This is a genomic window from Streptomyces sp. NPDC002698 (assembly GCF_042888945.1).
Lineage (GTDB): Bacteria > Actinomycetota > Actinomycetes > Streptomycetales > Streptomycetaceae > Streptomyces.
Genome location: NZ_JBIAQM010000015.1, coordinates 34024 through 59922 on the forward strand (window position 1 = coordinate 34024; position 25899 = coordinate 59922).

A 25899-nucleotide genomic window follows, 5' to 3' on the forward strand; every position below is an offset into this window, starting at 1 on the left:
GCGGCTCATGCCCGGTGCGACGGCTCGGCTCGGTGCGGCGGCTCGGGCTCGGTGCGCCGGTGCGCGTCGGCGGTGGCATGACGCGGGTCCGTGGCTGCCCGAGCCTCCGCTGAGTGATCCGTACCAGGATCCGGAGCGCTCCGCGGAGCCGGCCGACTCCGTTTCGATGGCGGCCTTGCTGTTGCTGGAACGGCTCAGCCCGCTGGAGCGGTCGGTGTTCGTGCTGCGGGAGGTGTTCGCCTTCGGGTCCGACGAGATCGCCACGGCGGTGGGACGCTCGGAGGCGGCGGGGGCAACGCCCCGAATCCGGCCCGGGCCGTCGTCGGCGCGGAGAACGTGGCCCGGCTCCTGGCCTCCGTCTTCCCCGTGCCGGCCCGGATCGACGTGACGTTCGAGCCGTACGAGGTCAACGGCCGGCCCGGCGCGGTCTTCAGCGCTCCCGACGGCAAGATCCTGCACACGCCGGCCCTCGATGTGCTCGACGGGCGGATCCAGGCCATCCGCTCGGTGCTCAACCCGGACAAGCTCGGTCACCTGGGCCCGGTCGCCGACGCCTGGGCCGTCCACCACGAGGTGAAGCAGGCCCGCCGCCGGATGAACTGACACACGTCGGTCCGTCCGACGAGGCGGCGGCGGGCCGCTACGGAATTCAGCCGAGCCGTACGAGAAACGCCCGGCCGACGCGCTGCAGCTCCTCGTCCTTCCCGACACCGAAGAACCAGTCACCCCGGCGAGCGAGTGCCAGCTGCGCGCGGACGAAGGGCGCGGCCGAGGCCGCCGCCGTGCCCATCCGGTCCAGGCATGCCATGGCGTGGTTCGCCGTGGCGCCGTTCTCCTGCCAGGCGTCGAGCAGGGTCCGCACGACGAGCGCCGACTCGTCCGGGCCGCCGATGTCCCACAGGGCCGTGGCGGCGTGGACGCGGGTCCATTCGTAGTCGGCGGTGAGCATCTTCCGAAGGCGTGGCAGTACGCGCGACGCGGGCGGGCCGATCCGGCCCAGTGCGTCGGCCGCCTCGTGGCGGCGGGAGGAGTCGAGGAGGTCCTCCAACAGCGGTACGACCTCCTCCGTGGACCCTTCCACGGCCCACAGGGCGGCCGCGGCGGCTACGCGGACCTCCGGACCGACGGCCCCGGTCACGGCCCGGACCACCTCCAGCGCGGGTGCGGCCGCGGGTCCGAAGGCGGCGAGGGCGTTCAGCACGGTGGCCGCGATCGGCCACTGCCCGTCCGCCACCGCGGCGGTCACGGTCTCCGCCAGCACCGGCACGGCCGCCGGGTCGCCGAGCCGACCCAGCGCCGACGCCAGGGCGGACGTACCCATGTCGTGCCCCGGCGCCGACAGTTCGACGCGCCGGAGCTCCCGGCAGAGCCGCGGCACCAGCTCTTTCGCGGCCTCGGGAAGCGAACCGGCGACTTGTACCGCACGCCAGGAATCGACGCCTTGGTCGAGCGCCGTGAGCAGGCTGGGCAGCGCACGACGGTCACCGAGGCGGGCCAGCGCCATGACCGCCTGCTGATGAGCCCGTCGCACCTGCGGGTTCGGCGTGGCCCAAACCTCCGGGCCGTACGCGGTGCGCTGTGCCGCGACGTACGCGGCGAGCCTCTCGCGTACGGGTTCGGCGATCGAGGCCAGCGATCCGAGCGTCTCCGCCACCTCCGCGGCGGTGTACGGATCGCCCGGCACCAGGCCGTCGGCGACCCGTACGAGCAGAGCGGAGTGGTCGCCGCGCCACGAGGTCATCAAGCCCTTGGCCATGCGTATCGCGTCGTGGCGGATACCGGGGTCAGGGCTGCCGAGCTGCTCGGTGAGCAGCTCGGTCCGCTCGGGCACCCGGGAGTCCAGCACCTCGTGGAGGGTCCGCAGCAGGGACGTGGCCGGCGAGTGGACGCTGTTGGACCGGGCGAGGTCCTCGAACGCGGCGGCGATCTGCGGCGGCACGTCCGGCGCTGCCGCGGCGGGCTGTGCGGGAGCGGAAGCAGGAACAGCGTCCGGGCACTGGCGGTCCCCCGCCCCGGAACCGGGCTCGGACCCGGATCCGGCAGGCCCGGGCCCAGTGGTCTCGCGGCCCTGCGCGCGCGGCGGGACGAACGTGATCCGCCGCAGCAGACCGATCGCCGCCGGCACGAGATCCGCGTCCATGTGTTCGGGCGCGCAACGGGCTCTTTGCACCAGGGCGGCGAGCCGAACCGCCGGATCGTTCTCCGTGTCGCCCGCCAGAACACCGAACCACGCCTTCGCGGTGTCCCGCGCGTCCGGGACGCGCAGCGCGAGCGTGGCCATGGCCTCCACGACCAGCAGACGCTCCCGGACTCCGCCCTCGGCGGACATCCGGTCGCGCAGCAGCGCGGCCGCGCGACCGGCGTCGTCGATGAACAGGCCGAGCCCCTCGAGAGCCGCCCGGCGCACCGGCGGATCGTCGTCCGACGCGTAGGCGACGAAGGAGTCCGCGCGCTCGCGGACGACCACGGCGCTCCCCGCGTAGTCCGGTCCGTCGACGTAGACGTCCTCGCAGCGTTCGACGGCATGGCTCCCGATGCTGACCAGCAATTCGACGATCGACGCGCGGTCCGGAGTGACGGGGTCGTCGGCCAGGGCGAACAGGAACGGCAGGCTCGCCGTCGTACTCGTGTACACGTCTCCCTGGTGGTGGACCGCGCTGTAGAAGCGGCTGAGCGCGTCCTCGCGGACCACGGCGTCCGTCGAGGCCATCGCCTTCAGCCACACAGGGACCTCGTCCGCCGGACCGTACGCGTGGGTCATCGAGGACCAGTCGATGACGTCGAGTTCGTTGATCATGGTTGGCACTATGCAGGAGGGCACTGACAACGCCGGCCGGCCGTGTCGGCCCCGGGTCGACGGGCAGGCGCTCCTCTCGCGCTCCAGGGCCGCGGCGCTCACGCCGGAGGGGAAGCGTCGGTCGAGGCGAAAACGATTCGCCCCGGCCGGAGGGCGCCGGTTACCCTGCGCGACGTGAACGACCCCCGCCGCCCCTCATGAGCCTGGCCCGCACCCTCATCGACGTCCGGCCACTGCGTACGTCCCCGGCCTTCCGGCGTCTGCTGATCGGCCGGACCGTGTCCGTGCTCGGCAGCTTCATGACCATGGTCACCGTCATGTACCAGGTCTGGGACATGACGCACAGCACGGTCTGGACCGGCGCGGTGGGGCTGGCGCAGGCGCTGCCGATGATGGTCTTCGGGCTGTTCGCCGGTTCATGGGCGGACCGTGGCGACCGACGGCGGATCTACCTGTACGCGACCGTCGGCCAGGCGACCGTCTCGCTGCTGCTGGCGGTGCAGGGCTTCACCGGGCATGTTCCGGTGGCGGGTGTGCTCGCCCTGGTGGCCGCGCAGTCCTGCTGCTCGGCGGTCGGCGGTCCCGCGGCGGGCGTGTTCGTGCCGAGGCTGCTGCCGAAGGAGCAGGTGGCGGCCGGGCTGGCACTCCAGCAGATCACCGGTCAGGCCATGATGCTCACCGGTCCGGCACTCGGCGGCCTCCTGCTCGGCTGGGCCGGCATCGGACCCTGCTACCTCGTCGACAGCCTGTCCTTCGGGCTCTCCTTCTACGGAGCGTTCGGGCTGCCCGCTCTGCCGCCCGAGGGCGAACCGTCGAGGGCCGGGCTGCACGGGGTGCTGGACGGGCTCCGTTTCCTGGCCGGGCACCGGGCGGTGCGCGGCGCACTGATCACCGACCTGGCAGCCACCGTGCTCTCGATGCCGACGAGCCTGTTCCCGCTGGTCAACGCCGAACGATTCGGCGGCAGTCCGCACACGCTCGGCCTGTTCCTGTCCGTGCTCGCCGTCGGCGGCATTTCCGCGTCCGCCCTGTCCGGCACGATCACGCGACTGGGGCGTCCTGGGCCGGTGATGCTCTGCGGGGCGGGACTGTGGGGCGTGTCCCTCGCGGCCTTCGGCCTGGTGCGTGATCCCTGGGCCGGGCTCGTGCTCCTGGCCCTCGCCGGGGCCGGTGACGCCATCTCGGTGATCTCGCGCAGCACGATCGTCCAGACCCACACACCGGACGCCCTGCTGGGCCGGGTGACGGCGGCCGAGCAGATCGTCAGCCAGGCCGGCCCCAACCTCGGCAACCTGCGCGGTGGCGTCGTCGCGGGCTGGACCTCGGGGGCGACCGCCCTGGTCAGCGGCGGTCTCCTCTGCCTGTTCGCGGTCCTCTGGGTCGGCGCGAGGACCCCGGAACTGCGGGGCGGATCCGTACCCGGTCCGGGTGCCGGCATCACGCCGCTCAAGCCCGTGGAGGTCCCCGTACCGGACGGATCATGAACGGCTTCTCTCCGTGACGCTCAGTGGTGCTCCGTAGTACTCCGTAGTACTCGGTGGTGCCAGTACTCGGTGGTGCTCCGTGTCACCCGAGCGGCTTGTCGGCCGGCGGGAACGCGACGCCGGTCGGAGTGCTCAGGCCGGAAGCGGGAAGCGTGACCTGATCACCACCGGTCTCCGCGACCCGTACGACCCGGTTGTTGAAACCATCGGCCACGTAGAGGCCGCCGCGGCCGTCCAGGGCGAGGCCCAGCGGATCGCTCAGTCCGGTCGTGGGCACCGTGCTCTGCGTACCACTGCCCGCGGACACCTTCACGACGCGGTTGTTGCCGCTGTCCGAGATGTAGAGGTCACCGGCGGCGTTCAGGGCGAGTCCGGTCGGCTGGGACAGGCCGGCCGCGGGGACCGTGGTCTGGCCGCTGCCGTCCGCGGCGACCTTCACCACCCGGTCGTTGACGAAGTCGGAGATGTACAGGTCCCCGCCCGCGCCGAGTGCCAGACCCCAGGGGTGGAGCAGTCCCGTGGTGGGGACGGTGGTCTGCCCGCCGCCGTCGGCGGGAACCTTCACCACACGGTCGTTGAAGCTGTCGGCGATGTAGAGCGTGCCGTGGGCGTCGACGGCGAGGCCCAGCGGGCGCGACAGGCCGACGGTGGGGACGGTGGACTGCTCCCCGCCCTTCGCCACCACCTTCACCACCCTGTTGTTGCCCGTGTCGGCGACATAGAGATCGCGGGCGGCGTCCCACGCCAGACCGGTCGGGCGTACGACACCGTCGAGGGGGACCGTCGACGGGCTGTCGCCGATCGCCGACAGCCTCACCACCCGGTTGTTGCCGTAGTCGGACACGAACAGCGGCGCTCTCGCCGGTGAGGGACCGTTCTCCCGCGCCGCGCCCGCCGGCCCGGTGGGCAGGGCGCACAGCACGAGAACCCCCGTGACGGCCGCCAGCCGCCGAGCCCACCCCGCACGGCTCCGAGCCGGTGACGTCCTGCGCGTTCGTACCTGCGTAGTCCTGTGCCTCACGGTTCGCCCATCTGTTCTCGACGGCCGACGCGTCGCCGTACCGTCCGCGGAAACCATCGCCGCCGCTCAGGCGCGAGGTCGCGCCGGACGGCAGCCGCGCCGCCGATGCGACGAGTGACCGTCCGACGGCGGAACGCCGTCACGGGGCCGAGCGGCGGCCGGGACGGCGGCATGATCGATGTCTTCCCCCATCACGCGGCGCATCCCACCGCTGTCGCCCGCTCGGCCGACCGCCGAGGTGCGAGGAACTACCGTGCGCCTGCGCGACGGGCGCCGGGAGAGGCACTTAAATACCGGAGCGTGACTACCGAACCCCAGCGTTTCACCGTCCTGCTGGTCCCCGAGTACGTCGTGGGCAAGGACGCCGTCTCCGCCCAGGAATCCGCTGTGCGATCGGCGGCCGTCGAGGCGACCGGCGAGACAGGCGAAACCGGCTACCCGCGCTACGCGGGCGACGGAATCGTGGCCGACATCGACCCTCGTTCGCGCACGGTCGAGGCGGTCCTGGTCGACGGCTCGGAGCTGGACTACGGACTCAACGCCATCGTGTCCACCTGATCCGGCCCTCGCTCCCCACCCATGGACCACTTATCGCCATGGGGACGACACAGGGGGCGCGGCGATGAATTCGCGACGGTCGACCGGTCGTCATCAGGAAGAGGCAGGACAAGGCAGGACGAGGAAGGGAGTTCCGCCATGCCGACACAGGGACCCGCCGAACAGCCCACCACCGAGCTCGACGCCCGCTACAGCTCCGCGCTCCGTCCCCGCCCGGGTGCCGCGGACGTCACGGCCACCGAGTGGGCCGAGGCCCGGCGGACGATGGAGGCCGCCGAGATCTTCTGGGTGTCGACCGTGCGGCCCGACGGCCGGCTGCACGTCACCCCCGTGATCGCCGCCTGGCACGACGGGGTGTTGTACTTCTCCACCGGCCCGGGGGAGCAGAAGGCGAGGAACCTCGCCCACAACGGGCACTGCGCGCTGACCACCGGCGGGAACTCGCTCACCGAAGGGCTCGACCTCGTGATCGAGGGCGAGGCGGTACCGGTTGCCGATCCGGCCGTTCTGGAAGAGGTGATCGCGGCGTACGAGACGAAATACGGGCCGCACATCACCTCCCCTCAGGGCACCTTCCACGGCATCGGGAACGCGTTCAGAAAGGGAGACGCGGTGGTGTACGGGGTGGCCCCGGCCACCGCGTACGGGTTCGGTCGCGACGACGGGGTCTACACCCACACACGGTGGGCGTTCTGAGCACACACATGGTGGATCAGCCGGCCTGGTGAGCGATCTGGTCGTCCAGGGCGGCGCACAGCCAGTCGTGGATGGCGCCAGGGGTCGGTTCGGGTGAGGCGGTGATCTCGGCGGTGAGATTCCAGTAGTGGTCGATACGGGGGTCCGCGGCGAGCATCCCGCTCAGTCCGCGGCGGAACGCGGGCGTGTCCCGCGTGTCACGGGAGCGGGCGTCGGCGGAGACGAAGCAGTCGAGTGCCTCGCCCGTTCGCGGTGACCGCTCCGCTCGTACCTGCGGCGACGCCAGCGCGTACGCCTCGACGAGACCGTCGTAGAGCACCGCCGGACGTCCGCCGTCGGGCCGGTGTGCCGCGGGCTGCCCGTTGTCCGTGCCGGGGCAGGGGGCGGTGACGAAGGCGTGCAGCCGGGTGAAGGCCAGCACCTGGGCCGGAGTCGGGCCTTCGGGAAGCTGCGGAACGGAGTGTTCGACGATCGCGGAGACGAGCCGGGCCGGGAGCCGCGGAGGCAGCCAGCGCCGCCAGAAGCGTGCCAGCGGCGCGGTGCTGGGCGGGACGGACACGGAGCCGATCAGCCGCAGGCGAGCGGCGCGTTCCCCGGGGGCGCAGTCCTGGAGCAGTTGGAGGGCCGCCTCCTGCCAGCGCAGGGCGGTCAGCCGCGAGCCGATCTGCCGCAGCTGCCCCGCGACGACGTCCTCCAGCGTGTCGTCCCGGTCGAGGATCCGCTCCACTTCGGGAACCGGCAGGTCGAGGGTGCGCAGGGAACGGATCAGGTGCAGCCGGTCGAGGGCCTCCGGGCCGTAGCGGCGGTGGCCGCCGGAGCTGCGGGCCCCTTCGGGCAGGAGGCCCCGGTCCGAGTAGAAGCGGACGGTCTTGACGGTGACGCCGGCGCGCTCGGCGAGCTCTCCGATGCTCCACATGCTGTCGGGGGACACGGACTTGAACCTCCCTCAGGGGGAGTTCCTACCGTACCGGCGAGCGCGGAGCACCGGTACGCCCGGGCCGCGGACCCCCGTACGAGGAGACGGTGATGACGACTTTCATCCTGGTGGCGGGCGCCCACACCGGCGGCTGGATCTGGCAGGAAGTGGCCGCCCGGCTACGGGAGTCGGGGGCGCGGGCCTGTCCGGTGACGCTCACCGGCATGGGCGCCGACGGCCCTGCGGCGGGCCCCGGTACGGACCTTGAGACGCACATCGGCGATCTGGTGCGGCTGATCGACGGGTTGGACGCGCCGGAGGTGGTCCTGGTCGGTCACTGCTACGGCATCTACCCGGTGCTCGGCGCAGCCGACCGGCGTCCCGAGCGGATCGCCCGGATCGTCCACCTGGACGCCGGAATGCCCCGACACGGCGACCAGGCCCTGACCTTGGTGCCGGACGGGGCCGTGCGCGAGCGGCTGTCGCGGCACACCGGTGCGGACGGAAACGACTGGCTGATCCCTCCCCCGCCGCTCGAGGCGTGGCAGCGCTGGGGCAGCGTCGCCGGGATCCCGGCGAGCGCCCTGACCCGGTTGACGGAGAACGCCGTCCCGCAGCCGGTGGGCACGCTCACCCGGCCGCTCCGTCTGACGGGAGCGGTCTCCGCTCCGCCGTCGACCGGCGTGCTGTGCACCGGCAACGGTTCGAGCATCGCGATGGTCGAGGGTTTGGTGGCGTTGGGGGACCCTCGGCTCCGGGCCCTCACCGAGCCCCGGGTGACCTTCTTCGAACTCGGCACCGGGCACTGGCCGATGCTCTCCCGAGCGGACGACGTGGCCGGAACGCTGCTCCGGGCCGCCGCGGGGGAAGGCCACCGGGTGGCGGCCGCGGTGAGCGAACAGCCGGCTCACCTTCGCCCGTTCCTGCTGGACGTACCGGAGCGGCGCCGCGAGCGGATCGGACGAGTCGATCTCCACTTCCCCGGTGCCCTGTCCGACGGCCTCCCCGCGGACCTTCCCGACAGTCTCTCGGAAGCCGAAGGCCCATGGCCGGCGGTCGTGTTCGTCCATGGCGGTCCGGTTCACCCCGACGTTCGGCCGACTCCGCGGAACTGGCCGGGCTTCGTCGGCTACGCCCGCCTCGTGGCGGGTCTCGGAGCGGTCGGCGTCATGCTGGACCACCGGCTGCACGATCTGGCCGACTACGGACGGGCCGCCGAGGACATCGCCGAAGCGGTCGACCTCGTACGGGCCGATCCCCGTGTCGACGCGGACCGTGTGGCGCTGTGGTTCTTCTCCGCCGGCGGGCTGCTGTCGGCGGACTGGCTGGCGGCGCCCCCGCCCTGGCTGCGGTGTGTGGCGGCGACCTGTCCGGTCCTCGCGCCGATGCCGAACCGGGGGCGCGTCGATTCCCGGTTCCGGCCCGCGGTCGCCCTGCGAAGCGCGGAACGGCTGCCGGTCGTGCTGACCCGGGTGGAACTGGAGCGCGCCGAGATCGCGGCGACGGTCGAGGAGTTCCTGGCCGCCGCCAAGGAGTGCGACGCCGATGTCGAGGTGATCGACGTACCCCGTGGCCGCCACGGTTTCGAGACGACCGACCACTCCGAACAGGCCCGCCATGCCGTGGAGCGCGCGGCACGGTCCGTACGGGGACATCTGCGGGGTTGACCGATCACTGCTTCCGCCGGGGCGGTCGCGGCTGGACGGCTGATCCGTCACGGCCGTGTCTGCTCCGCGAGTGCTCGGGTGAACGGGGTGACGGGGCGGTCCAGGCCTTCGCCGTCCACGGTGATGTCGACCACCTCGTTGTAGAAGGCCAGGAGGTCTTTGACCGCGCCCACCGCCGGCAGCGGATCCGGGTAGGTCCAGACGATGTTCGCCGGGACGGCGGCGCCGCCCCGCCACGACCAGTAGTCGGCCGTGCCCTTGTAGGGGCAGCCGGTGTGGTGGTCGGTGGGGACGAGGAGTTCGAGGCGGACGTCCTCGCGCGGGACGTAGAACCGCGTCGGCAGCCCCGTTTCGAAGAGCAGGACCGGGCGGACGGTGTCGGCGACGAGCGTGCCGTCGATCTCGACCCGCACATGACGGCCGCTCGCGATGGCGTCCACCCGTTTGTGCGGGTCGCGCGGGTGGATGAAGATCTCTTCCTCCTCCTCGTACCAGTGGTCCAGGCCCCGGCCGACGCGGCCGAACCACTCGAAGGCGATGTGTCCGGCCAGGTCGGAGGCGGGGAACGTCCAGGCCGCGTTCTCCTGGAGCTCGCCGTCGAGCTCCAGGTCGTAGAAGATCCGCGATCCGGTGTGCGTGCCCGTCGCGGGGTTCCTCGCGGGGCGGAGCAGGTCCTCGCGGACCTCCTCGCGCGGGAAGGCGTACAGCGGCACCGGCACTCCCGGCTCCCACACGAGGACGGGGTGCCTGCTGTCCACGACGGTCACCTCTGCGCGTCGGCCGCGCACCCAGCGTGCGCTGGGTTCCCACAGGAGACCCTCCGGGGTGGTGCGGACGGCTCGTGCGGTGGGGAATGCGGTCATGACCAGCCCTCCTCGTGATCGCTCACGCCGCGGCTTCGGTTTCCGCCTCCACACTGACACGCTTCGGCCCCGGAGTCTCAGCCGAAGCCGCGGCCGAGGCCGTCCGGGGCAGCCGGGCCGGCTGGACCCGTCGGGTGCGGGGACGGGCCCGCGGCGGGAACCCCCCTCCGCCCGCCGGGAAACACGGAAAACTTAACAACCCGGGCGCAGCCGGATAGTCTCGCGTGGACGTCGACTCATCATCTTTTCAAGCGCCTTGGAGAACGCTCGGTGGCAGCGGACGCTTGTGCCCAACTGGCCGGAACGCCGGCGCGCATCAGCCGGCCGGCCGGCCGTCGAGGGCGCCTCTCCGACGTTCTCGACGTCAACGGCCCCGCGCGGGGCACCACCGCCCCTCCGGACGACGGCGTCCGCCCGCCGGACGTGCCCGGCCCGACGTCCGCGGACCTGCCCCACTGTTTCGTCGGGCTCTCCGCCGGGTTCCCGAACGCGGGGACCACGCGGTCCGACGTGCCGGGCCTCCAGGGCCGGCCGAGGTGACGTACGGGCCGGGACACCGTCGGCACGATCGGCCGGACACCGTCGTCGGGCCCGTCGGCAACAGCCTTGTACGGCCCGGAACCGGGGATGAGCGCGGGGGGAACGGTGCGTAGGAAAAGGGAGATGCGCAGGCTTGCCGACGTGCTCATCGGCCCTGTCCGGGTGACGCCCCCCGCGGACGCCGACGCGTTGTTCGCCGCGCTGGTCGCGTCGGTCAACCAGTGGCGGGGGCGCGAAGTCGTCGTCCACAAGGCGGCCTTCCCGCCACACACGGCGACGGGGCTCTGGCTCGAACGCGACACACATGACGACGTCATCATCGAAGAGCGCACGGCCGTATGGCACCAGATCGTGATCTTCGGCCATGAGGTGTGGCACATGAGCCAAGGAGAGGCAGCGCCGCCACACCACCTGGACGTGTCCCACGACGCCCAGCAGACCGCCGCCCGCACCGACTTCAGCCTGCGGGCCGAACAGGAGGCGGATCGGTTCGGCATGCTGCTCGGACGGCGTCTCCGGGCGCTTCTGGAAGCCTCGGACCACTCCGTCCTCGCGTCCGGACCGAACAGCGCCGACGATCTCGCAAGTCGCATCGGGGCCGCCCTGAACTACCGCGGAACACGACGATGAGCGGACTGATCAACTACGTGAGCTGCGGCGTGCTGTGGCTGGGCCTGACCGTGCGGGCACCCGATCTCGTACGCCACTGGCGCGACCCCATTCTGCGTACCGTCTGCGCGGTGATGGCGCTGGCCGGCCTGTGCTTCCTGCTCGGCGCGCCACCCACGGTGGGGGCGATCAACCGGGTCGGCGGAATCCCGAATCTCGCCGCACCGCTGACCTACGCCTCCATCACCGCCTACAGCGCCATGTCCCTCGTTCTGATCATCTTCTGGAAGGGCGGACCGGACGTCCGCAGGATCGCCCGCCTTCTGATGGGCGGCTACTGCGTCGTACTCGTTCTCGTCGCCGTGCTGTTCGCGCTCGGGGACGCGCCCACGGAGCGTCGCACCGATTTCGACACCTATTACGCGATGACTCCTTTCATCGCCGAGATGATCGTGCTGTACCTGCTCGCCCATCTGGCCGCCGTGGTGACCACCGCTCTGTGGTCGCTGCGCTGGGCCCGCGAGGTCCACGGCCGGCTCCGCACGGGGCTGCTGACCATGGGGGCGGGCACGGTGGTCGGCGCCGGGTACAGCGTCTCCAAGCTCACCGCCGTCGTCGCCCGCTGGTGCGGGCCCGACTGGTCGGCCCTCGGAACGCAGGTCTCGCCGGGACTGGCCGGCCTCAGCGCCCTTCTGACCGTCACGGGAATCCTCATCCCCTGGGCCGGGCCCGGTCTGACAGCCTGGCTGCACTCCTGGCGCGCGTACGTAGGCCTGGCACCGCTCGAACGCGAACTGGACGGTGTACTCGCCCACCGCAACCTACGGCTGCCACGCCCACGGCCGTCTTCCCCGGCCACCCTGCTCATGTGGCGCCAGACCAGCATCCACAACGCGCTGAGCTACCTCGACGCACTGTTCGACCGGGATCTGTACGAGCGGACGCATGACGCCACCCTGCTCGCGACGGGAGACCGGGAGCGGGCCCAGGCGGCCGGCTGGGCCGCGATCATCGCCGCGGCCGTACGGATGGAGCGCAGCGGGCAGCCGACTCCCGGCTCTCCGGGCGGCTCCGGCCCGACGCTCCCGGCGCCGGACGCCTCGGCTCTCGTACGGATCGCCGAGGCCCTGAGCACGTCCGGCAGTCTCCCGGACACCCCCGTCCACCCCGGTCCGACCGCCAGGGGTGCCGTATGAGGCACACGCCGACAGCTCCGGCGCAGCCATCCACCGCGCAGGCCGCTGAACGGAGTTCTCACCCATGAGCCTTGTCGTGTACCTCGCCGCGTTACTCCTGGCCTTATCGGCCGTCCTGCTGTTCCGCCGGCCGCGTGCCGCACTGCGCAATCCGCTGACGGCCTCGACGTGCGCCGCGGTCTCGATCGGTGCTCTGTGCTTCACGTGCTCCGCACCCGTCACCCTGGCCGCCGTCAACCGGCTGACGGGCGTACCCAACTTCGGCGCACCGCTGACGTACAGCATGATCTCCGCGTACAGCTGCTCCTTGATCATTCTGCTGATCCAGTGGAGGGGCGGCCCGCCCGAACTGGTCAGGCGCAGCACCCGCCAGGCCGTCACCGTCTTCGGTCTGCTCATCATCGCCGTCATCGTCCTGTTCACGCTGGCGGACCCGCGTACCGAGCGGCTCAACGACCTCGACACCTACTACGCGAACACGCCGTACATGCGCGAGATGATCGTGCTGTACCTGGTCGGGCACGGCGCCTGCATCGCGGTGATGAGCGCCGTGTGCCTCAAGTGGATGCGTGAGGTGACAGGCCCCCTCCGTACGGGACTTCGCCTCATACTCGTCGGCCTGCTGCTGGACCTCGCGGGCTTCGAGATCGCGAAGATCACCGCTGTCGTGGCCCGCTGGCTCGGCCACGACCTGGACTTCCTCTCCACGAACGTCGCGCCGCCCGTGGTCTCCCTCGGCGCTCTGTTCTGTTCCGCCGGCTTCACGATCCCCCGGCTCCTGCCACCGGCCATCACCCACTGGCGCAGCCTGAACGACTACCGCCGGCTGACACCGCTGTGGACGGAGGTGCAGCGCGCGGCGACCGCGCCGAAACCGTCGCCCTCCTGGTGGGAACTTCCCTACGCGCGACTCCAGTGGCTGGAGGTCTCCATCCACGACGCGCTCCTTGCCCTGGCGCCCCTCTTCGACGACCGGGTGCACCGGATCTCGCTGGCGACGGCGCTCGACGAGGGCAACACCCCCAGCCAGGCCCGCGTGATAGCGGAGGCGGCCATGCTCGCCGACGCCGCGCGGCAGGCGGCCGCCCCGGCCGACCGCCGCTTCAGCGAACCCAGCACCTACCGCCTGCACGCCACCGGTGCCGTCGTCACGACGGGACTGGTGGAACTCGCCCAGGCACTGGGGCAATCACCCGTCGTCGCCGCAGCCCGTCGGGGATCGGTGACCGCGTCCCATGACTGAGATCAAGGAGCACCATGAGTAGAGCTGTCGTGATCGGAGCCGGACTGGGCGGTGTCATGGCGGCGGCGGCGCTGTCCCCCGCCGTCGACGAGGTGATCGTGCTCGACCGCGACGAGCTGCCCGACGGGCCGGAACACCGCAAAGGGCTCCCCCAGGGACGTCACGCGCACCTTTTGATGCCCGGCGGTCTGGACGCCATGGAAGAGCTGATACCGAAGATCAGCGTCAGGGAGCATCTCCTCGCCGCGGGCGCCCGCGAGATATCGCTGAGCTCGGGCATGCTGGCCCTGAGCCCGGAGGGCTGGTTCCACCGGTGGCGCCACGACAGCCACAACATGATCACCTCCAGCCGGGCGCTGCTGGACTGGGCCGTACGAACGGCGGTCGTGGACAACACCGGCAACGTCGAGATCCGCACCACCCATGTGGTCGACCTGACCGGTGACGCCCGGCGCGTCCGCGGTGTCCGCGTCGGCACCGCCGCGAACCCGGAAGTGCTCGACGCCGACATCGTCGTCGACGCGAGCGGACGCGGTTCCCGCATCCTGACCTGGCTGACCGCCCTGGGCATCACCGGCATCGACGAGATACGGGTCGACGCCGGCCTCGTCAACGCCACCCGTATCTACCGCACCCCGCCGGGCGCCGAGAACTTCCCCCTGACCATGGTGCAGGCCAACCCCTATCTGGGCGAGCCCGGGCGCAGCGCGGTGATCGTCCCGATCGAGGGCAACCGCTGGATGGTGAGCCTCGGAGGCACCAGAGGCGGAGAACCCCCGGCCGATCCCGACGGGTTCCTGCGCTACACCCTCGACCTGCCTCACCCCATCGTGGGCCGGCTCCTCTCCGGAGCGGAACCGCTCACGGACGTCTTCGTCAGTCACAGCACCAGCAACTCCCGCCGCTACGTGGAGAAGGCGCGTGACTGGCCGGACGGCCTCGTCGTCCTCGGCGACGCGCTCGCCACTCTCAACCCGGCCTACGGACAGGGCATGTCGGTGGCCGCGCTGGGCGCCCAGGTCCTCAGCCGGCAACTGGCACAGGCCGACCTGAGCACACCCGGTCTCAGCCACAGGGTCCAGCGCGCCGCCGCGGCCGTCGTCGAAACGGCGTGGAGCATCGCGGTCAGCCAGGACTCGATGTATCCCGGGGTCCGCGGCGGCAGGCGGACGGCTGTCGACCGCGTCGCAGGCCGGTACACGCGCCGCCTGACCAAGGCCGCCACCGGTTCCTACGTCGCCGCGTCCGCCCTGTGGGACGTCACCGGTCTCAAGGCCGGACCCGCCCGCCTGCTGCGCCCGCGAACCGTTCTGGCGGCACTCGGCGGTCCTTCGCTGCCGCCGCTGTCCGAGCCGCCTCTCACCCCACGTGAGCGCGAGCTCCTCGACTCCCTCGACTCCACGTCCGGGGAAGGAGCCGCGTCCCCCACACCGGCGTGAGGGCGGGGTCCCGTATCTCGGCGGACGCCGGAAACCCTCCCTGGAGAGATGCCGGGCCGGTGTCGGTCGGCACACCGGCCCGGCATCGGCCGGCACCGGTCGGCGCCTGCCCGAGTGCTGTCGTCTGGACAGAAAACCCGCGCGATAGTGTGATCATCATGGCTGACTGGGATCTTCGTCCGGCCTCGCTTCGAGACCTCGAGGCGGTGGTCGAACTGCGGGCCGTGGTGATGCGGGCGGATCTGGAGCGGCTCGGACGCTACGACCCGCACCGCGTGCGCCAGCGGCTGCGGGACGGATTCGACCCGGCCCACACCTGGGTGATCGAGGTCGCCGGCGCGTTCGCCGGGTCCGTGGCCCTGCGGCCGGCGGAGGACTGCCGGTGGTTCGAGCACTTCTACCTGGCGCCTCGCCTCCAGGGCTGCGGCATCGGCTCGGGCGTACTGGGCGAGCTGCTGGAGCGGTGTGACCGCCTCGGTGTGCCGGTCCGGCTGAACGTACTGCAGGGCAGTCCGGCCCGGCGGCTGTACGAGCGGTACGGGTTCACCGTCGAGGCGGAGGATCCGGTGGACGTGTTCATGGTGCGCGAGCCCCTGCCGGTGAGCGAGCCCGGCTGACAGGCGCCGGAACGGTTGCCTGACCTCATGGGCCGCGTTCCGGGACGCCCTGCCCTGGGCCGTCCGGCAGCAGGACCTGCCTTTCGGCTCCCCCTCAGTAGGGCCGACCGGCCCTACTCGGTCCCGGCGTGGGGAGGGACGATGGCTGGATGTCGCAGGAAGACACGTTTCACGAACCCGGCCGGCAGGAGTGCCTTCGCCTCCTGGCGAAGGTCCCGGTCGGCCGCGTGGTGTACACCCGGCAGGCGCTGCCCGCGGTCCTGCCGGTCAACTTCTGTCTGGACACGGACGACTCCGTTCTGCTGCGTACCTCGTCGGACTCGGAACTCGTCCGCGCGATCGACGGCGTAGTGGTCGCGTTCGAGGCGGACGCGTTCGACGCGGAGACCCGGTCCGGCTGGAGCGTGGTCGTCACCGGACGGGCCACCGTCGTGACCGACCCCGCCGAGCACGAACGGCTGTCCGAGGCCGGCCCGGCCTCCTGGATGCCGTTGCGGAGCACGGTGTTCGTGAGGATCGAATCGGAGATGGTCAACGGACGTGAGCTCAGGGGACACGCGTGACGCGGTGACCGCCGGACCGGACCCGCCGGACGGTTGACCGGACCGCAGGCCGGCTGATGGCCTCAGGCGCCGTAGTGTTCCGGTTTCGGGGTGCGGGACAGCAGGACCGCGGCGGCGTCTTCCACGGTGGCCTCACCGTCGATCACGGCGGCCACGACTTCGGTGATCGGCATCTCGGCCCCGTGGGCCCGCGCCAGGTCCAGGATGGCCCGGCAGGACTTCACGCCCTCCGCGGTCTGGTTCGTCGCCTTGGCGGCCTCCTCGACGCTCATGCCCTGCCCGAGGTGCTCGCCGAAGGTGCGGTTGCGGGACAGGGGCGAGGAGCAGGTGGCCATGAGGTCGCCGGCTCCGGCGAGCCCCGAGAAGGTGAGCGGGTCGGCGCCCATCGCAGCGCCGAGCCGGGCGGTCTCCGCGAGGCCGCGGGTGATCAGCAGAGCGCGGGAGTTGTCGCCCAGGCCGAGACCGGCGGCGAGCCCGACGGCGAGGGCGATGACGTTCTTGGTCGCGCCGCCGAGCTCGCAGCCCGTCACGTCGGTGGCCGTGTACGGGCGGAAGTAGGGAGTGTGGCAGGCCCTTTGGACCGCGGCGGCCACGGTTTCGTCGGGGCAGGCGATGACGGAGGCGGCCGGCTGCCCGTCGGCGATCTCCCGGGACAGGTTCGGCCCGGACAGCACGGCGATCCGCTCGCGCGAAATGCCCGTCACCTCGTGGACCAGCTCGGACATGCGCAGCCCGGAGTGCGTCTCGATGCCCTTCATCAGACTGACGACGACCGCGTCCGGGGCGATGTGCGGGGCCCAGGCGGCGAGGTTCTCCCGTAGCGTCTGCGCGGGGATCGACAGCACCACGTATGCCGCACCGTCGAGGGCCTCGGCCGCGCTCGTCGTCGCCCGGAGGCGGGGCGGCAGGAGGACACCCGGCAGGTAGGACGGATTCTGATGCCGGACGTCGATCGCCTCGGCGACCTCGGCCCGCCGGGCGTGGGCCACGACGTCGTTGCCGGCGTCGGCGAAGACCTTCGCCATGGTCGTTCCCCACGATCCCGCGGAGAGCACCGCAACCCGGGCCACCCGACACACCCCGTCCACGTCCTGAGTCCTGAGTCCTGACCCCGGTGAGCCTATCCGGCATCGCCGCGGTCACCCCTTTTCTCGCACCGGCGGTGAGGCCTCCCGCAGGAACGATGTCCCTCGACCGCCCCACCCGCGTCGCGGTCGTTCGTCCGTCATGACCGGATCAGGCTTTCACGGCGATGAACGGGGAATCATGACGATGTGCCCCATTCCCATGTCCCGCCTCTCGCGGTCGACGGTCGCGGCAATCGCCTGGTCTCCTTCGCACCCGGGACCGAAGACGCGCCACCGTGTGACGCGCCGCTGCCGGCGGCGTTGGTCGCCCTCTGGCACGCCGACCGTGTCCTCATGGTCTTCGATCGATTCCGCCAGGCGTGGGAACTGCCCGGCGGCCGCGTGGAGGAAGGCGAATCCCTTCGGCAGGCGGCCGCGCGGGAGTTGCTGGAGGAGAGCGGCCAGGTACCCGACGGACCGTTACGGTTCATCGGCTACGCGGGCTTCGTACTCGCACCCGACCGACGAGCCGAGAACCTGGCGCTGTTCACAGGCCGCACCACCGACGTCCGGGACTTCCGGGCCACCGAGGAGATCGCGGCCATGCGCTGGTGGAACCTCCGGGAAGTCCTCCCGGGACGTGTTCAGCCCCTGGACACCTACCTCGCCCGGCTCACCGGAGAGTCGGGCTCCGACCCCTCCCACGATCCGCCGTGCCGTTAGAACTCGAGCCGAGGAACAGGTGTCCACGAGCCGGCCCGAGGAGCATGGGGTGTCGGGGGTGGTGGGCCAGGGCGCGATATCGCGGCCGCAGTGCCACGGCCGCCGCTCAGAGGTGGCCGTCCAGGAACTTCCGTACCTCGGCGATGGCCATGGGCCCCGCGCCCTGCGCCACCGCCTCGCCCTCCTTCAGCAGGACACAGGACGGGGCTCCGGTGACCCCGTACCGCTCGGTTGCCGACGGACAGCGCGTGATGTCGGTGCGGACTGCCGTCAGGCGACCCGCGTATTCGTCGGCGACGGCGCCCACGACGAGGTCCATCGCCCGGCAGGGCTCGATCGCCTTGGGCCATGTCCCGGTGAAGTAGGCGAGGACCGGGGTTTTGCTCATCCCGAGGATGAAATCGAACTCCGCGTCCTCACGGGGTTGGTGAACCCGCTTCGCCATAGAAGCTCCTGACTTCGCGTTCCGTCATTCCGCCCCCATCATCCCCCGGTGTCGCGGGCCCGTCGTCAGCGCGGCGCATCGGCCGGCAGCCTCTTGGGCCGGGGCGTCTCCAGAGGGACGGTTTTCAGGATCAGGTCGCGGACAGCGAGCGCCGGCACCCGGCCGGAGCGCATCCGCGCGGGCCGGCCGTGCGCGGAGCGGGCGGGCGCGCACGGGGGGCGCGCCCGCCGCGGGGTCAGCAGGTCGCGCTGCTGGAGATCCTCACGCCGTTGATGGTGATGCCGGCGCTCATCACGGTGGTCGTGTTCGGCCCGACGCAGAGCGTGCCCGCGTTGCTGCGCAGGTAGGCCACGTCGTCGTTGCGGGTGTTGAGGACGATGTAGCCTTCGCGGGACGTGACGTCCTGGAATCCGCTGGTGACGACCTGGAACTTGGCGGCGGGGTGTCCGGCGTTGACGGCGGCCCGGTCCACGTAGAAGCAGACGTACGGGTACGCGCAGCCGTGCTGGACCGGCTCGGCGTTCGCGGCCGGAGCGCCGGCCATGGATGCGGCCGCGACCGCACCGGCGACGACGGCGAGGTTCGCCGCTTTACGGATGATGGAGTTCATCGGTTCCCCAGGAATTCGATTCGGTTCGGGTTGATCGGTGAGCGGCGCTCGACCGGGGGCAGCGCACGCCGTTCCGGACACAGGTCAGGGTGTCGGAGGTGTTCGCCGTCTGCCGCGGCGAGAAGTCCGCGCACGGTAGGGTCTCACACGGTCGCACATATGATCGACCGTCATGATGCTTGTGGCTGGGAGGACTTCGCGTACGGGCGAGGGTCCGGACCGCGAGCCGGACAGGCCAACTCTCGTACCACGCCCTCGACCTGACGGCGCTGCGCCTGGAGGCCGCCGACGGGCTCCCGGCAGCACTCGATCTCCGGCGGTCCGCGTCGCGAACTGCCCGAACGCCATGCCCACTTGCCCCTGAGACAGGTCAGTTCTGGGCTCTCTCGGCAGTTGCGTACAGGTCATGAGCTTCGCGGAGCGCCTCACCTGCCGTCGAGTCGGCGCCGGTGACCAGGTGACCCATGGCCTGGTCGGTCAGAGATCGGATCAAGCGTCGACGGCTGCCGTCCGGACGGGCGGTGGCAAGCCGGCGTTCGAGGGCGACGCTTTCGCCCAGGGCCGGAATGACCTTCTCGACGAACTGCTGCGGAACGCGGTCGAACACGACCGATCGGCGGATGTTCCGGCGGCGCAGCAGGGTACCGAGCTCGGCCAACTGTGCGGGATCGAGTGCCGACAGGTCCCCTGTCGTGGAAATCGCGTCATCGATGGCCTCACATCCCGCGCGGTAGGTCTGCCGGACGCTGAAGGCCCACCAGTGAAAGTCGACGCCGAGGACCGGCTGGAGAGCCTGGGGATCCGGGCTGACGCCGACCGGGACGGCCCGGCCGTCGGTGGTCCGCTCGTCACGGGCGCCGGACCTGGCGAACAACGCGGCCTGGACGGCTTGGTTGAATCCGAAGTTCCCGCGGTCGCCTTCGGGTGGAAGCAGGTCGCAGGCGGCGATGGCTTCGTTCAGGAGTTCTCCGGCTTCCTGTGGATGCCCGGTGTCGGCGAACCGGTGCGAGACCCCCGCGAGCCAGATCACCAGTCCGGTCCGGCGCCGTGGTTCGGCCGCGACCATGCGGCGCTTGAGCCGGAGCGCCTCGCGTTCGGTCTCGAGGCTCGCGTCGGTCTGTCCCGCCAGATCGAGGTGGATCGCCAGATCCAGGAGCGACCACACGACGCCGTCAGGTGAGGGGTGGCCCGCCGGGCCCTCCGTCGCGCGGTAGATGTCGACCACCTCGCGCTGAGCGGCCACGGCCCGCTCGAACCGACCGGCCTCGGCGAGGCCGTGCGCGAACGCGCCGAGGATTTTGATCTCCTTGTCTCCGTCCTGGCGGTGACGGTTCAACTGCCGGGCGAGCGCCGCCGCCTCGGTCTTCGCGGCCAGGGAACGATCATCGGCATGCACGAGCGAGTAGTGCAGGCCGAGGTAGGAGATCGCGTGCATCGCGGCTGCGAGGTGTTCTTCCGAACCGCCGGCGAGAAGGTCCCGATGGATCGCCACGGCCTCCTCGAAGAACGGGATGCGCGCAGACGGCCTCTCGCGATCGATGCGCCATCCGAACTCCAGCAGACACCGGGCGAGCACCGGCAGTCCGGTGCCCGGATCCTCGCGGGCCAGTGCCCGTGCCTCGGCGATCGACTCCTCGGTGACCGGCTCACTCCTCATCGAAGCCCTCCTTCGCTGTTGTGCACCTGGTGATCGGGGAATCCTGCCGATGCGCCGGCTGTCCCGACGGCGGCTGATGCCGGCTGATGTCGGCGGCGCAATGCCGGGGAAGTGTCTGAAGACCGTCAAGATGAGTACGAGGACTCAGGCCGTGGCGTCGTCCAGGAACGAGGATAAGGATCAACGCCGTCCAGACCGGGAGACCTTTCGTGCTCAGCCGCACCGCCGACTTGCTGGTGCCCGCGTTCGGGCGTCTGTCGGTGACCACCGACGCATCCGCCGAGCTCGAGCCCGGCAGCATCATCGCCGCCAATCACACCTCGCTCGCGGACCCCGTCGTCGTGGTCGCCGCTCTGTACCGCCTCGGCATCGAACCGGTCGTCATGGCGGCAGCAGGCCTGTGGCGTATCCCGGTGCTCGGCCGCGCCCTCGTCCGCGAAGGGCACGTCCCCGTGCACCGGGGTGGCCCGCGGGCCGCGGCCGCCCTCGATCTGGCCGCGGAAGCCCTTCAGCGGGGACACCATCTCCTCATCTACGCCGAAGGGGGTCTGCCCCGCCGCAAGGACTCCGCGGAGGGTGCCCCCGGCGAGTTCCGCAGCGGCTTGGCCCGGCTCGCCGAGCACACCGGCGCCCGTGTCGTACCCGTAGGCCAGGCCGGCGCCCGGCGGATGGTCTCAGGCGGAGTGGTCAAGCAGCTCGCCGGTCTTGCCACGGCACCGGTGCGCCGTCCTCGGCTGCATGTCCACGTGGGCACGCCGCTGGTCCTGTCCGGCGACCAAGCCGCGCGTACAGCGGGTGCCCGAGCCGCGGTGACCGCAGCCTGGCGGACGGCCGCCGCGCACCTGGGCGAGCCGGCCACGCTCGCCGCATAGCTCTCACCGACTGGTGCGACGCCCGACCGCGGCTCCTTACCGCCGCACCCCGTGACGGAGACGGCGGCGACACCCAGCGCGGCCGGCAGTGAAATGCGCGGTCGCTTCCTGTTCCACCACAACGCGGCGTTGGGACCGCCTGGCCTCGAAAGCCGCATGCCCGGACTCCCCCGTGATCATGATTGTGTCAGGATCACCGCAGTTCACAGGCATGATCGGCAACGGTTCAAGACGCTGACCGCCGGGGCCTGTGCGCCGTGCGGGTTCGGGCCCGTTCACGGGAGAGCCAAGGCCGCGAAGGGCCGCGGGCTCCCCTCGGCCACCTACGATGCGAGCATGTCATCGTCTGGGGTCGCTCCGGAAGGCCGCCGCGGGGAAACGAGGTCGACCGGCCTGGTGCCCGCACGAGCGGATCGGATCATCAGGGCGCTGTCGTGGGGGTGGGCGTCTGTGCCCCTCGTCATGTTCGCCCCGGCGATCGCGCATGCGATGGGGTTGCCGGACGTGCGACGAGAGATCGGCTGGGTGTTCGGCCTGACGGGTCTGTTCATTGCCGCCCTCGTGCCGGCAGCGGGATTCGTGGTGGCTCGGGTCAGCGACCGGCGACAGGCACGCGGGCGGTTCCTGGTCATGGCCTCGGTGTCCACTCCACCGATTCTCTTCTTCCTGTTTTTCGGAGTGCTGTTCCCCGAGTGCCCGGACGGATACCACTGCTAAGGGCTGCCTCGTAGCCGCCGGCCGAACTGCGGCAGACGACCGTTGCGGTCGAGGATGAAGAAGATCGAGTGCACCCTCCCGCGTCCCGGAACGAGATGCGCTCAGGACGCTCGCCTTTCTCCGTGCCCTGACACGCACGGGACACCTCCCGGAGGACGAGCCGGTCCGTGCCCGGAAGGGCGGCGCGGACCGGCTCAAGGACGCGGTGGCGGCGCGAACTCCTTCGGGAAGGAGCCCTCCTGACGTGACTGCCGACGGAGGCCGACAGGCATTTCCCCATGCGACAGTTCTACGATCACGGTTCATGACGACTCCCGACTGCTTCGCATGTGGCCAGGAAGCGGAGTTCGACGACCTTCCGCCACGCGAGTGCATGATGTACGACCAGCACTGGCGGGTGGCCCACGCCTTCGACACCGCGCTGCCGGGCTGGCTGGTGCTCCTGCCTCGACGCCACGTCGCCGCGGTTCACGACCTCACCGACGACGAGGCGTCTTCCCTGGGGACGTGGCAGGTGAAGCTCTCCCGGGCCCTCCGAACCATGACCGGTTGCGCGAAGACCTACGTCATCCAATTCGCCGAGGCCGAAGGATTCGCGCACGTGCACTTCCACATCGTTCCGCGCGCGGAGGATCTGCGGCCAGAGCATCGCGGGCCGGGCATTTTCGAGCTGCTTCGACGACCGGAGCCGGAGCGGGTGTCGGCCGACCAGGCGGACTGGATCGCCCACTCTCTCCGATCCCATTTCCAAGGTCGTCCGAACCCCCGGTAGGCGGCATGGACCGTGTCGCGCACGCGAGCGGGAGCGACCGCCCTCGTCGCGGTGCTCAGCAGATGGCCGTGAGCAGCATGACCGAACGACTGCTAGACGACGTCGAATTCATTGCCTTCGGGGTCCTGCAGCTGGACGGCGTAGTGCCCCATGTCCGGCGCATCCGTGATCCGGAGCACGCCGGCGCCGGCTTTGACGAGTCTGTCCACCGTGGCGGTGACCCGCTGCGTGCGGACCGCCAACGGGACGTCGCGCCCGCCGCCGACCTTCAGGTCGAGATGTATGCGGTTCTTGGTGGCTTTGGGTTCTGGAACCTGCTGGAACCACACCCGGGGCCCTTGTCCTGCGGGATCGACGATCGACTCCGGGACGTCGCCCGCACCCGCCGGAAGCTCCTCCTCGGGCACGCCCATGGCTGCCCAGTACTCCCGCCACGTGGCATGGTCACCCGGTGGGGGTTCGGGTACGTATCCCAGAGCCTCGCTCCAGAACGCCACCAGCCTCGGCGGGTCGGCACAGTCGATCGTCAGTTGCAGCGTCATCTCCATGTCCAGAGCCTGCCAGACACCTCTGACATCCACCCCGGATCTGACATCCACCCCGGACCGGCCCGCCGAGCAAGCGGACGCCGACCGCTGTTCGAACTGCATAGACTCTTCCGGTGATCGAGATCCTCGACAACCTGGACCTGCTGTCCCGGCCGCGCCTCGACCTCACGACCGTCGAGATGGACGGCATAGCCCTGGGGGCGCCGGCCACCGGCGTCCCGCGCCTGAGCATCGTCCAGGCCCAGTCCTCCATAGTCGCCCGGTACCGCGGCGGGACCGACATCGACAGCGAGTACTACCACGCAGACGGACGGCGGCTGACCCTCGACGAGGTCGTCCACCACACTGTCCGGTCGGACGGATTCTTGTACTGCACGGGCAAGCTCACCTACAAGGTCCGAGCCGGGACGGTCGTCGGCTTCTCGATACGCGGCCCGCATCTGTCCCACTTCGCCCACCTGAGCTCGTACGAGGAACTCCTGGCCGCCTTCGGCAGACCCGACCGGGCGCGCAAGGACGAGGCATACGGCGACCTCATGGGCTACGACAACTACTACTGGGGCGCGCGGAAGCTGGTGAGGTGGGACGCCTGGGACCACCGAGTGAGCCTGATCAACCTGGGCGCCTTCGAGGGAAACACGGGCCCGTGATCAGACGTTGAGCGACTGCGGGAACAGGTCCAGGTCTGCGATGCGGTCGCGCGGGATCCTGTGACGCTCCCGGCCGAGAGCGCCGCCATCGCCCGGCCAGGGTGGACACGCGTCCTGCGGCAGTGGCGTCGAGCAGCACCACGTCGATGCCGGCCGGCCCCGCCCCGCGCGGTCCTGCGGGGAAAACGGCGTCCAGGCGTTCCTGCCACAGCGGATCATCGCTCGGTAGAGGGCAGTTGATGCGGGGGCCGGAGACAGGGGCGGGGGCTTCGGTGCCGGGGGTGGCGACGGCACGGAGCGGGTGGCCGAGCGGGCGGCGCCAACTGTCGGGGGCCGTGTCCCCGGTGGCGGCGATGACTCCGGCGTTGGCCATGAGCAGGATGCCGACGCGAAGCACCGGCCTCATTCCCAGAGGTCGGCTCCGTCTCGCCCGCTGGGATCCATCGTCAGGAGGTCTTCGTGCAGGCCTGACAGGGGCCGCCCGGTCGGAGAGCCGTCTTCGCCCGACTCCATGACCACCCAGCCGGCCTCCACACCCGACACGTGCGCGTTTCCGCCCTCGTCCAGTTCGTCGAGCGTCGCGAACACCGCCTCGTAGGACACGGCTCGGACCAGGCGAACAAGGTCCTCGCGGTCCGCCCCGGCGGCAAGAAGCCGCTGCGCGGCGGGCAGTTGATCGAGTGAGCCGGGTTCGGTCCAGCCGTCGACCGCAGCCTGCCACAGGCTCCGCAGCAGCACGGACCGCGTGAGCTGCGGAAGATCATCGATGACCTCCGACTTGGTCAGGTCGACAGGATCGGCCACACCGAGGGCACTGAACCGGGCACGCAGCGACTCCGCAGCAGCCCGCCGTGGCGCGTCCAGGCTGTTCAGCCATTCCTGCCACGCCGATCGAGGATCACTCATGGCAACAGGATGCCCCAGGACCAGGAGACAGGAGGATCGGGGCACTGCCCGTGCCGGTACGCCAGGTGTCGTGGTTCGCGGAACGGCGAACGAAGTCGCCGTCAAGAATCGTCGTCTCCGTTGAACCGGTCGCGGCGCGCGCCGCTTCGTAGCCGGTCGCACTAGGGTCACACGGCATGACCGTGCTGCGTGGCGCTTCCGTCGTTCTCCGACCCACCGTCCGGGACGACGTCCCCGCCCTGGCCGCCATCCGGGCCACGCCGGAGGTACGTGCGCGATGGCGGGGCGGGGACGATCTCGAGGCGGAGCTCGCGGCCGATCTGCAGGACGCCGGCACCCGGTGCCTGACGGTGGACCACCAGGGGCGGATCATCGGCATGATCCAGTGGCACGCCGAGGAGGAGCCGGACTACCGGCACGCCGGCATCGACCTCTTCCTCGATCCCGCGGTGCACGGCAGGGGCCTGGGCACCGACGCCGTACGCACACTGGCCTGCCACCTCATCGATGTGCACGGCCATCACCGTCTGATCATCGACCCGGCGGCCGACAACGCCGCGGCGATCCGCTGCTACGCCAAGGTCGGCTTTCGCCCGGTCGGCATCATGCGGCGGTACGAGCGTGGCCTGGACGGCAGTTGGCACGACGGCCTTCTCATGGACCTTCTGGCCGACGAGGTGGTGCGCTGATCACCGTCGGCCGCCGACCGGGTTGTATAAGCGG

26 protein-coding genes and 1 pseudogene are annotated in these 25899 nt (G+C 71.0%); 17 read left to right on the forward strand and 10 right to left on the reverse strand.

Translation table 11 applies throughout. The features are described 5' to 3' along the window. Nucleotides 1-67 precede the first annotated feature (67 nt). Nucleotides 68-603, forward strand: a pseudogene (locus ACFYW9_RS21815) (sigma factor-like helix-turn-helix DNA-binding protein); the annotation flags it as partial. Between the two features lie 46 nt (nt 604-649). Here ACFYW9_RS21815 and ACFYW9_RS21820 read toward each other — a convergent pair. Further along, nucleotides 650-2797: a HEAT repeat domain-containing protein gene (locus ACFYW9_RS21820; protein ID WP_389152733.1), complete on the reverse strand. Its 2148-nt coding sequence runs from the start codon at nt 2795-2797 to the stop codon at nt 650-652. Nucleotides 2798-2994: 197 nt separating this feature from the next. Here ACFYW9_RS21820 and ACFYW9_RS21825 point away from each other — a divergent pair, with 197 nt between their 5' ends. Further along, nucleotides 2995-4281, forward strand: a complete 1287-nt coding sequence (locus ACFYW9_RS21825) for an MFS transporter (protein WP_351863345.1) — start codon at nt 2995-2997, stop codon at nt 4279-4281. An 82-nt stretch (nt 4282-4363) separates the two neighbouring features. On the opposite strand, the gene ACFYW9_RS21830 is transcribed toward ACFYW9_RS21825, so the two are convergent. Continuing rightward, the gene (locus ACFYW9_RS21830) at nt 4364-5203 is read right to left on the reverse strand and encodes a hypothetical protein (RefSeq protein WP_389152738.1); all 840 of its coding nucleotides are present in this window, start codon (nt 5201-5203) and stop codon (nt 4364-4366) included. A gap of 399 nt (nt 5204-5602) precedes the next feature. Here ACFYW9_RS21830 and ACFYW9_RS21835 point away from each other — a divergent pair, with 399 nt between their 5' ends. Next, nucleotides 5603-5860: a hypothetical protein gene (locus ACFYW9_RS21835; protein ID WP_389152741.1), complete on the forward strand. Its 258-nt coding sequence runs from the start codon at nt 5603-5605 to the stop codon at nt 5858-5860. 138 nt (nt 5861-5998) lie between these two features. Further along, nucleotides 5999-6556: a pyridoxamine 5'-phosphate oxidase family protein gene (locus ACFYW9_RS21840; RefSeq protein WP_389152744.1), complete on the forward strand. Its 558-nt coding sequence runs from the start codon at nt 5999-6001 to the stop codon at nt 6554-6556. Nucleotides 6557-6572: 16 nt separating this feature from the next. Here the strand turns inward: ACFYW9_RS21840 and ACFYW9_RS21845 are convergent, their stop codons facing one another. Then, on the reverse strand, nt 6573-7487 hold the full coding sequence (locus ACFYW9_RS21845) for a MerR family transcriptional regulator (RefSeq protein ID WP_389152747.1): 915 nt from the start codon (nt 7485-7487) through the stop codon (nt 6573-6575). 95 nt (nt 7488-7582) lie between these two features. Between ACFYW9_RS21845 and ACFYW9_RS21850 the strand changes: the two genes are divergently transcribed. After that, entirely contained in the window at nt 7583-9139 is a 1557-nt protein-coding gene (locus ACFYW9_RS21850) for an alpha/beta fold hydrolase (RefSeq protein WP_389152750.1), read from the forward strand. A gap of 47 nt (nt 9140-9186) precedes the next feature. Here ACFYW9_RS21850 and ACFYW9_RS21855 read toward each other — a convergent pair whose 3' ends face one another. Next, nucleotides 9187-10002, reverse strand: a complete 816-nt coding sequence (locus tag ACFYW9_RS21855) for a DUF427 domain-containing protein (RefSeq protein ID WP_389152753.1) — start codon at nt 10000-10002, stop codon at nt 9187-9189. Nucleotides 10003-10665: 663 nt separating this feature from the next. Between ACFYW9_RS21855 and ACFYW9_RS21860 the strand changes: the two genes are divergently transcribed. The 6 genes from ACFYW9_RS21860 (at nt 10666) to ACFYW9_RS21885 (ending at nt 16209) form a co-directional block, all read left to right on the forward strand. Continuing rightward, the gene (locus ACFYW9_RS21860) at nt 10666-11172 is read left to right on the forward strand and encodes a toxin (protein ID WP_351863354.1); all 507 of its coding nucleotides are present in this window, start codon (nt 10666-10668) and stop codon (nt 11170-11172) included. Then, nucleotides 11169-12347: an MAB_1171c family putative transporter gene (locus tag ACFYW9_RS21865; RefSeq protein WP_351863356.1), complete on the forward strand. Its 1179-nt coding sequence runs from the start codon at nt 11169-11171 to the stop codon at nt 12345-12347. Before ACFYW9_RS21860 ends, ACFYW9_RS21865 begins: the two co-directional genes overlap by 4 nt. Nucleotides 12348-12411: 64 nt before the next feature. Beyond that, nucleotides 12412-13590, forward strand: coding sequence for an MAB_1171c family putative transporter (locus tag ACFYW9_RS21870; RefSeq protein WP_389152758.1), 1179 nt, complete (start codon nt 12412-12414; stop codon nt 13588-13590). Nucleotides 13591-13604: 14 nt separating this feature from the next. Further along, nucleotides 13605-15029 carry an NAD(P)/FAD-dependent oxidoreductase gene (locus tag ACFYW9_RS21875; RefSeq protein WP_389152761.1) on the forward strand — a complete coding sequence of 475 codons (1425 nt, stop codon included), beginning with the start codon at nt 13605-13607 and terminating at the stop codon, nt 15027-15029. A gap of 158 nt (nt 15030-15187) precedes the next feature. After that, nucleotides 15188-15646, forward strand: a complete 459-nt coding sequence (locus ACFYW9_RS21880) for a GNAT family N-acetyltransferase (RefSeq protein WP_351863362.1) — start codon at nt 15188-15190, stop codon at nt 15644-15646. A 149-nt stretch (nt 15647-15795) separates the two neighbouring features. Beyond that, the gene (locus ACFYW9_RS21885; protein WP_389152766.1) at nt 15796-16209 is read left to right on the forward strand and encodes a pyridoxamine 5'-phosphate oxidase family protein; all 414 of its coding nucleotides are present in this window, start codon (nt 15796-15798) and stop codon (nt 16207-16209) included. A gap of 62 nt (nt 16210-16271) precedes the next feature. Here the strand turns inward: ACFYW9_RS21885 and ACFYW9_RS21890 are convergent, their stop codons facing one another. After that, a complete protein-coding gene (locus ACFYW9_RS21890; RefSeq protein ID WP_389153082.1) occupies nt 16272-17288 on the reverse strand; it encodes an NAD(P)H-dependent glycerol-3-phosphate dehydrogenase in 1017 nt (338 codons plus the stop codon). 195 nt (nt 17289-17483) lie between these two features. Here ACFYW9_RS21890 and ACFYW9_RS21895 point away from each other — a divergent pair, with 195 nt between their 5' ends. Further along, nucleotides 17484-17999: an NUDIX hydrolase gene (locus ACFYW9_RS21895; RefSeq protein ID WP_389152769.1), complete on the forward strand. Its 516-nt coding sequence runs from the start codon at nt 17484-17486 to the stop codon at nt 17997-17999. Nucleotides 18000-18105: 106 nt separating this feature from the next. Here the strand turns inward: ACFYW9_RS21895 and ACFYW9_RS21900 are convergent, their stop codons facing one another. The 3 genes from ACFYW9_RS21900 to ACFYW9_RS21910 form a co-directional block, all read right to left on the reverse strand. Next, nucleotides 18106-18444 (reverse strand): thioredoxin family protein, encoded by a 339-nt coding sequence (locus ACFYW9_RS21900; protein ID WP_389152772.1) that lies wholly within the window; start codon nt 18442-18444, stop codon nt 18106-18108. Between the two features lie 235 nt (nt 18445-18679). Continuing rightward, nucleotides 18680-19054, reverse strand: a complete 375-nt coding sequence (locus tag ACFYW9_RS21905) for a hypothetical protein (RefSeq protein WP_351863369.1) — start codon at nt 19052-19054, stop codon at nt 18680-18682. Between the two features lie 370 nt (nt 19055-19424). Then, on the reverse strand, nt 19425-20711 hold the full coding sequence (locus ACFYW9_RS21910; RefSeq protein ID WP_389152777.1) for a tetratricopeptide repeat protein: 1287 nt from the start codon (nt 20709-20711) through the stop codon (nt 19425-19427). A gap of 209 nt (nt 20712-20920) precedes the next feature. Here ACFYW9_RS21910 and ACFYW9_RS21915 point away from each other — a divergent pair, with 209 nt between their 5' ends. From ACFYW9_RS21915 to ACFYW9_RS21925, 3 genes are all read left to right on the forward strand, one after another. Beyond that, complete coding sequence (locus tag ACFYW9_RS21915; protein ID WP_389152780.1) at nt 20921-21583, forward strand: lysophospholipid acyltransferase family protein; 663 nt, start codon at nt 20921-20923, stop codon at nt 21581-21583. Nucleotides 21584-22033: 450 nt separating this feature from the next. After that, nucleotides 22034-22300: a hypothetical protein gene (locus ACFYW9_RS21920; protein ID WP_389152783.1), complete on the forward strand. Its 267-nt coding sequence runs from the start codon at nt 22034-22036 to the stop codon at nt 22298-22300. Between the two features lie 304 nt (nt 22301-22604). Further along, the gene (locus ACFYW9_RS21925; RefSeq protein WP_389152786.1) at nt 22605-23072 is read left to right on the forward strand and encodes an HIT family protein; all 468 of its coding nucleotides are present in this window, start codon (nt 22605-22607) and stop codon (nt 23070-23072) included. Nucleotides 23073-23164: 92 nt separating this feature from the next. Here the strand turns inward: ACFYW9_RS21925 and ACFYW9_RS21930 are convergent, their stop codons facing one another. Continuing rightward, entirely contained in the window at nt 23165-23620 is a 456-nt protein-coding gene (locus ACFYW9_RS21930; RefSeq protein ID WP_389152789.1) for a VOC family protein, read from the reverse strand. A 113-nt stretch (nt 23621-23733) separates the two neighbouring features. Between ACFYW9_RS21930 and ACFYW9_RS21935 the strand changes: the two genes are divergently transcribed. Beyond that, nucleotides 23734-24270 carry a hypothetical protein gene (locus ACFYW9_RS21935; protein ID WP_389152792.1) on the forward strand — a complete coding sequence of 179 codons (537 nt, stop codon included), beginning with the start codon at nt 23734-23736 and terminating at the stop codon, nt 24268-24270. Between the two features lie 402 nt (nt 24271-24672). Here ACFYW9_RS21935 and ACFYW9_RS21940 read toward each other — a convergent pair whose 3' ends face one another. Further along, nucleotides 24673-25176 (reverse strand): hypothetical protein, encoded by a 504-nt coding sequence (locus tag ACFYW9_RS21940; RefSeq protein WP_389152795.1) that lies wholly within the window; start codon nt 25174-25176, stop codon nt 24673-24675. A gap of 176 nt (nt 25177-25352) precedes the next feature. Between ACFYW9_RS21940 and ACFYW9_RS21945 the strand changes: the two genes are divergently transcribed. Further along, nucleotides 25353-25865, forward strand: coding sequence for a GNAT family N-acetyltransferase (locus tag ACFYW9_RS21945; protein WP_389152798.1), 513 nt, complete (start codon nt 25353-25355; stop codon nt 25863-25865). The last annotated feature ends 34 nt before the right edge of the window (nt 25866-25899 follow it).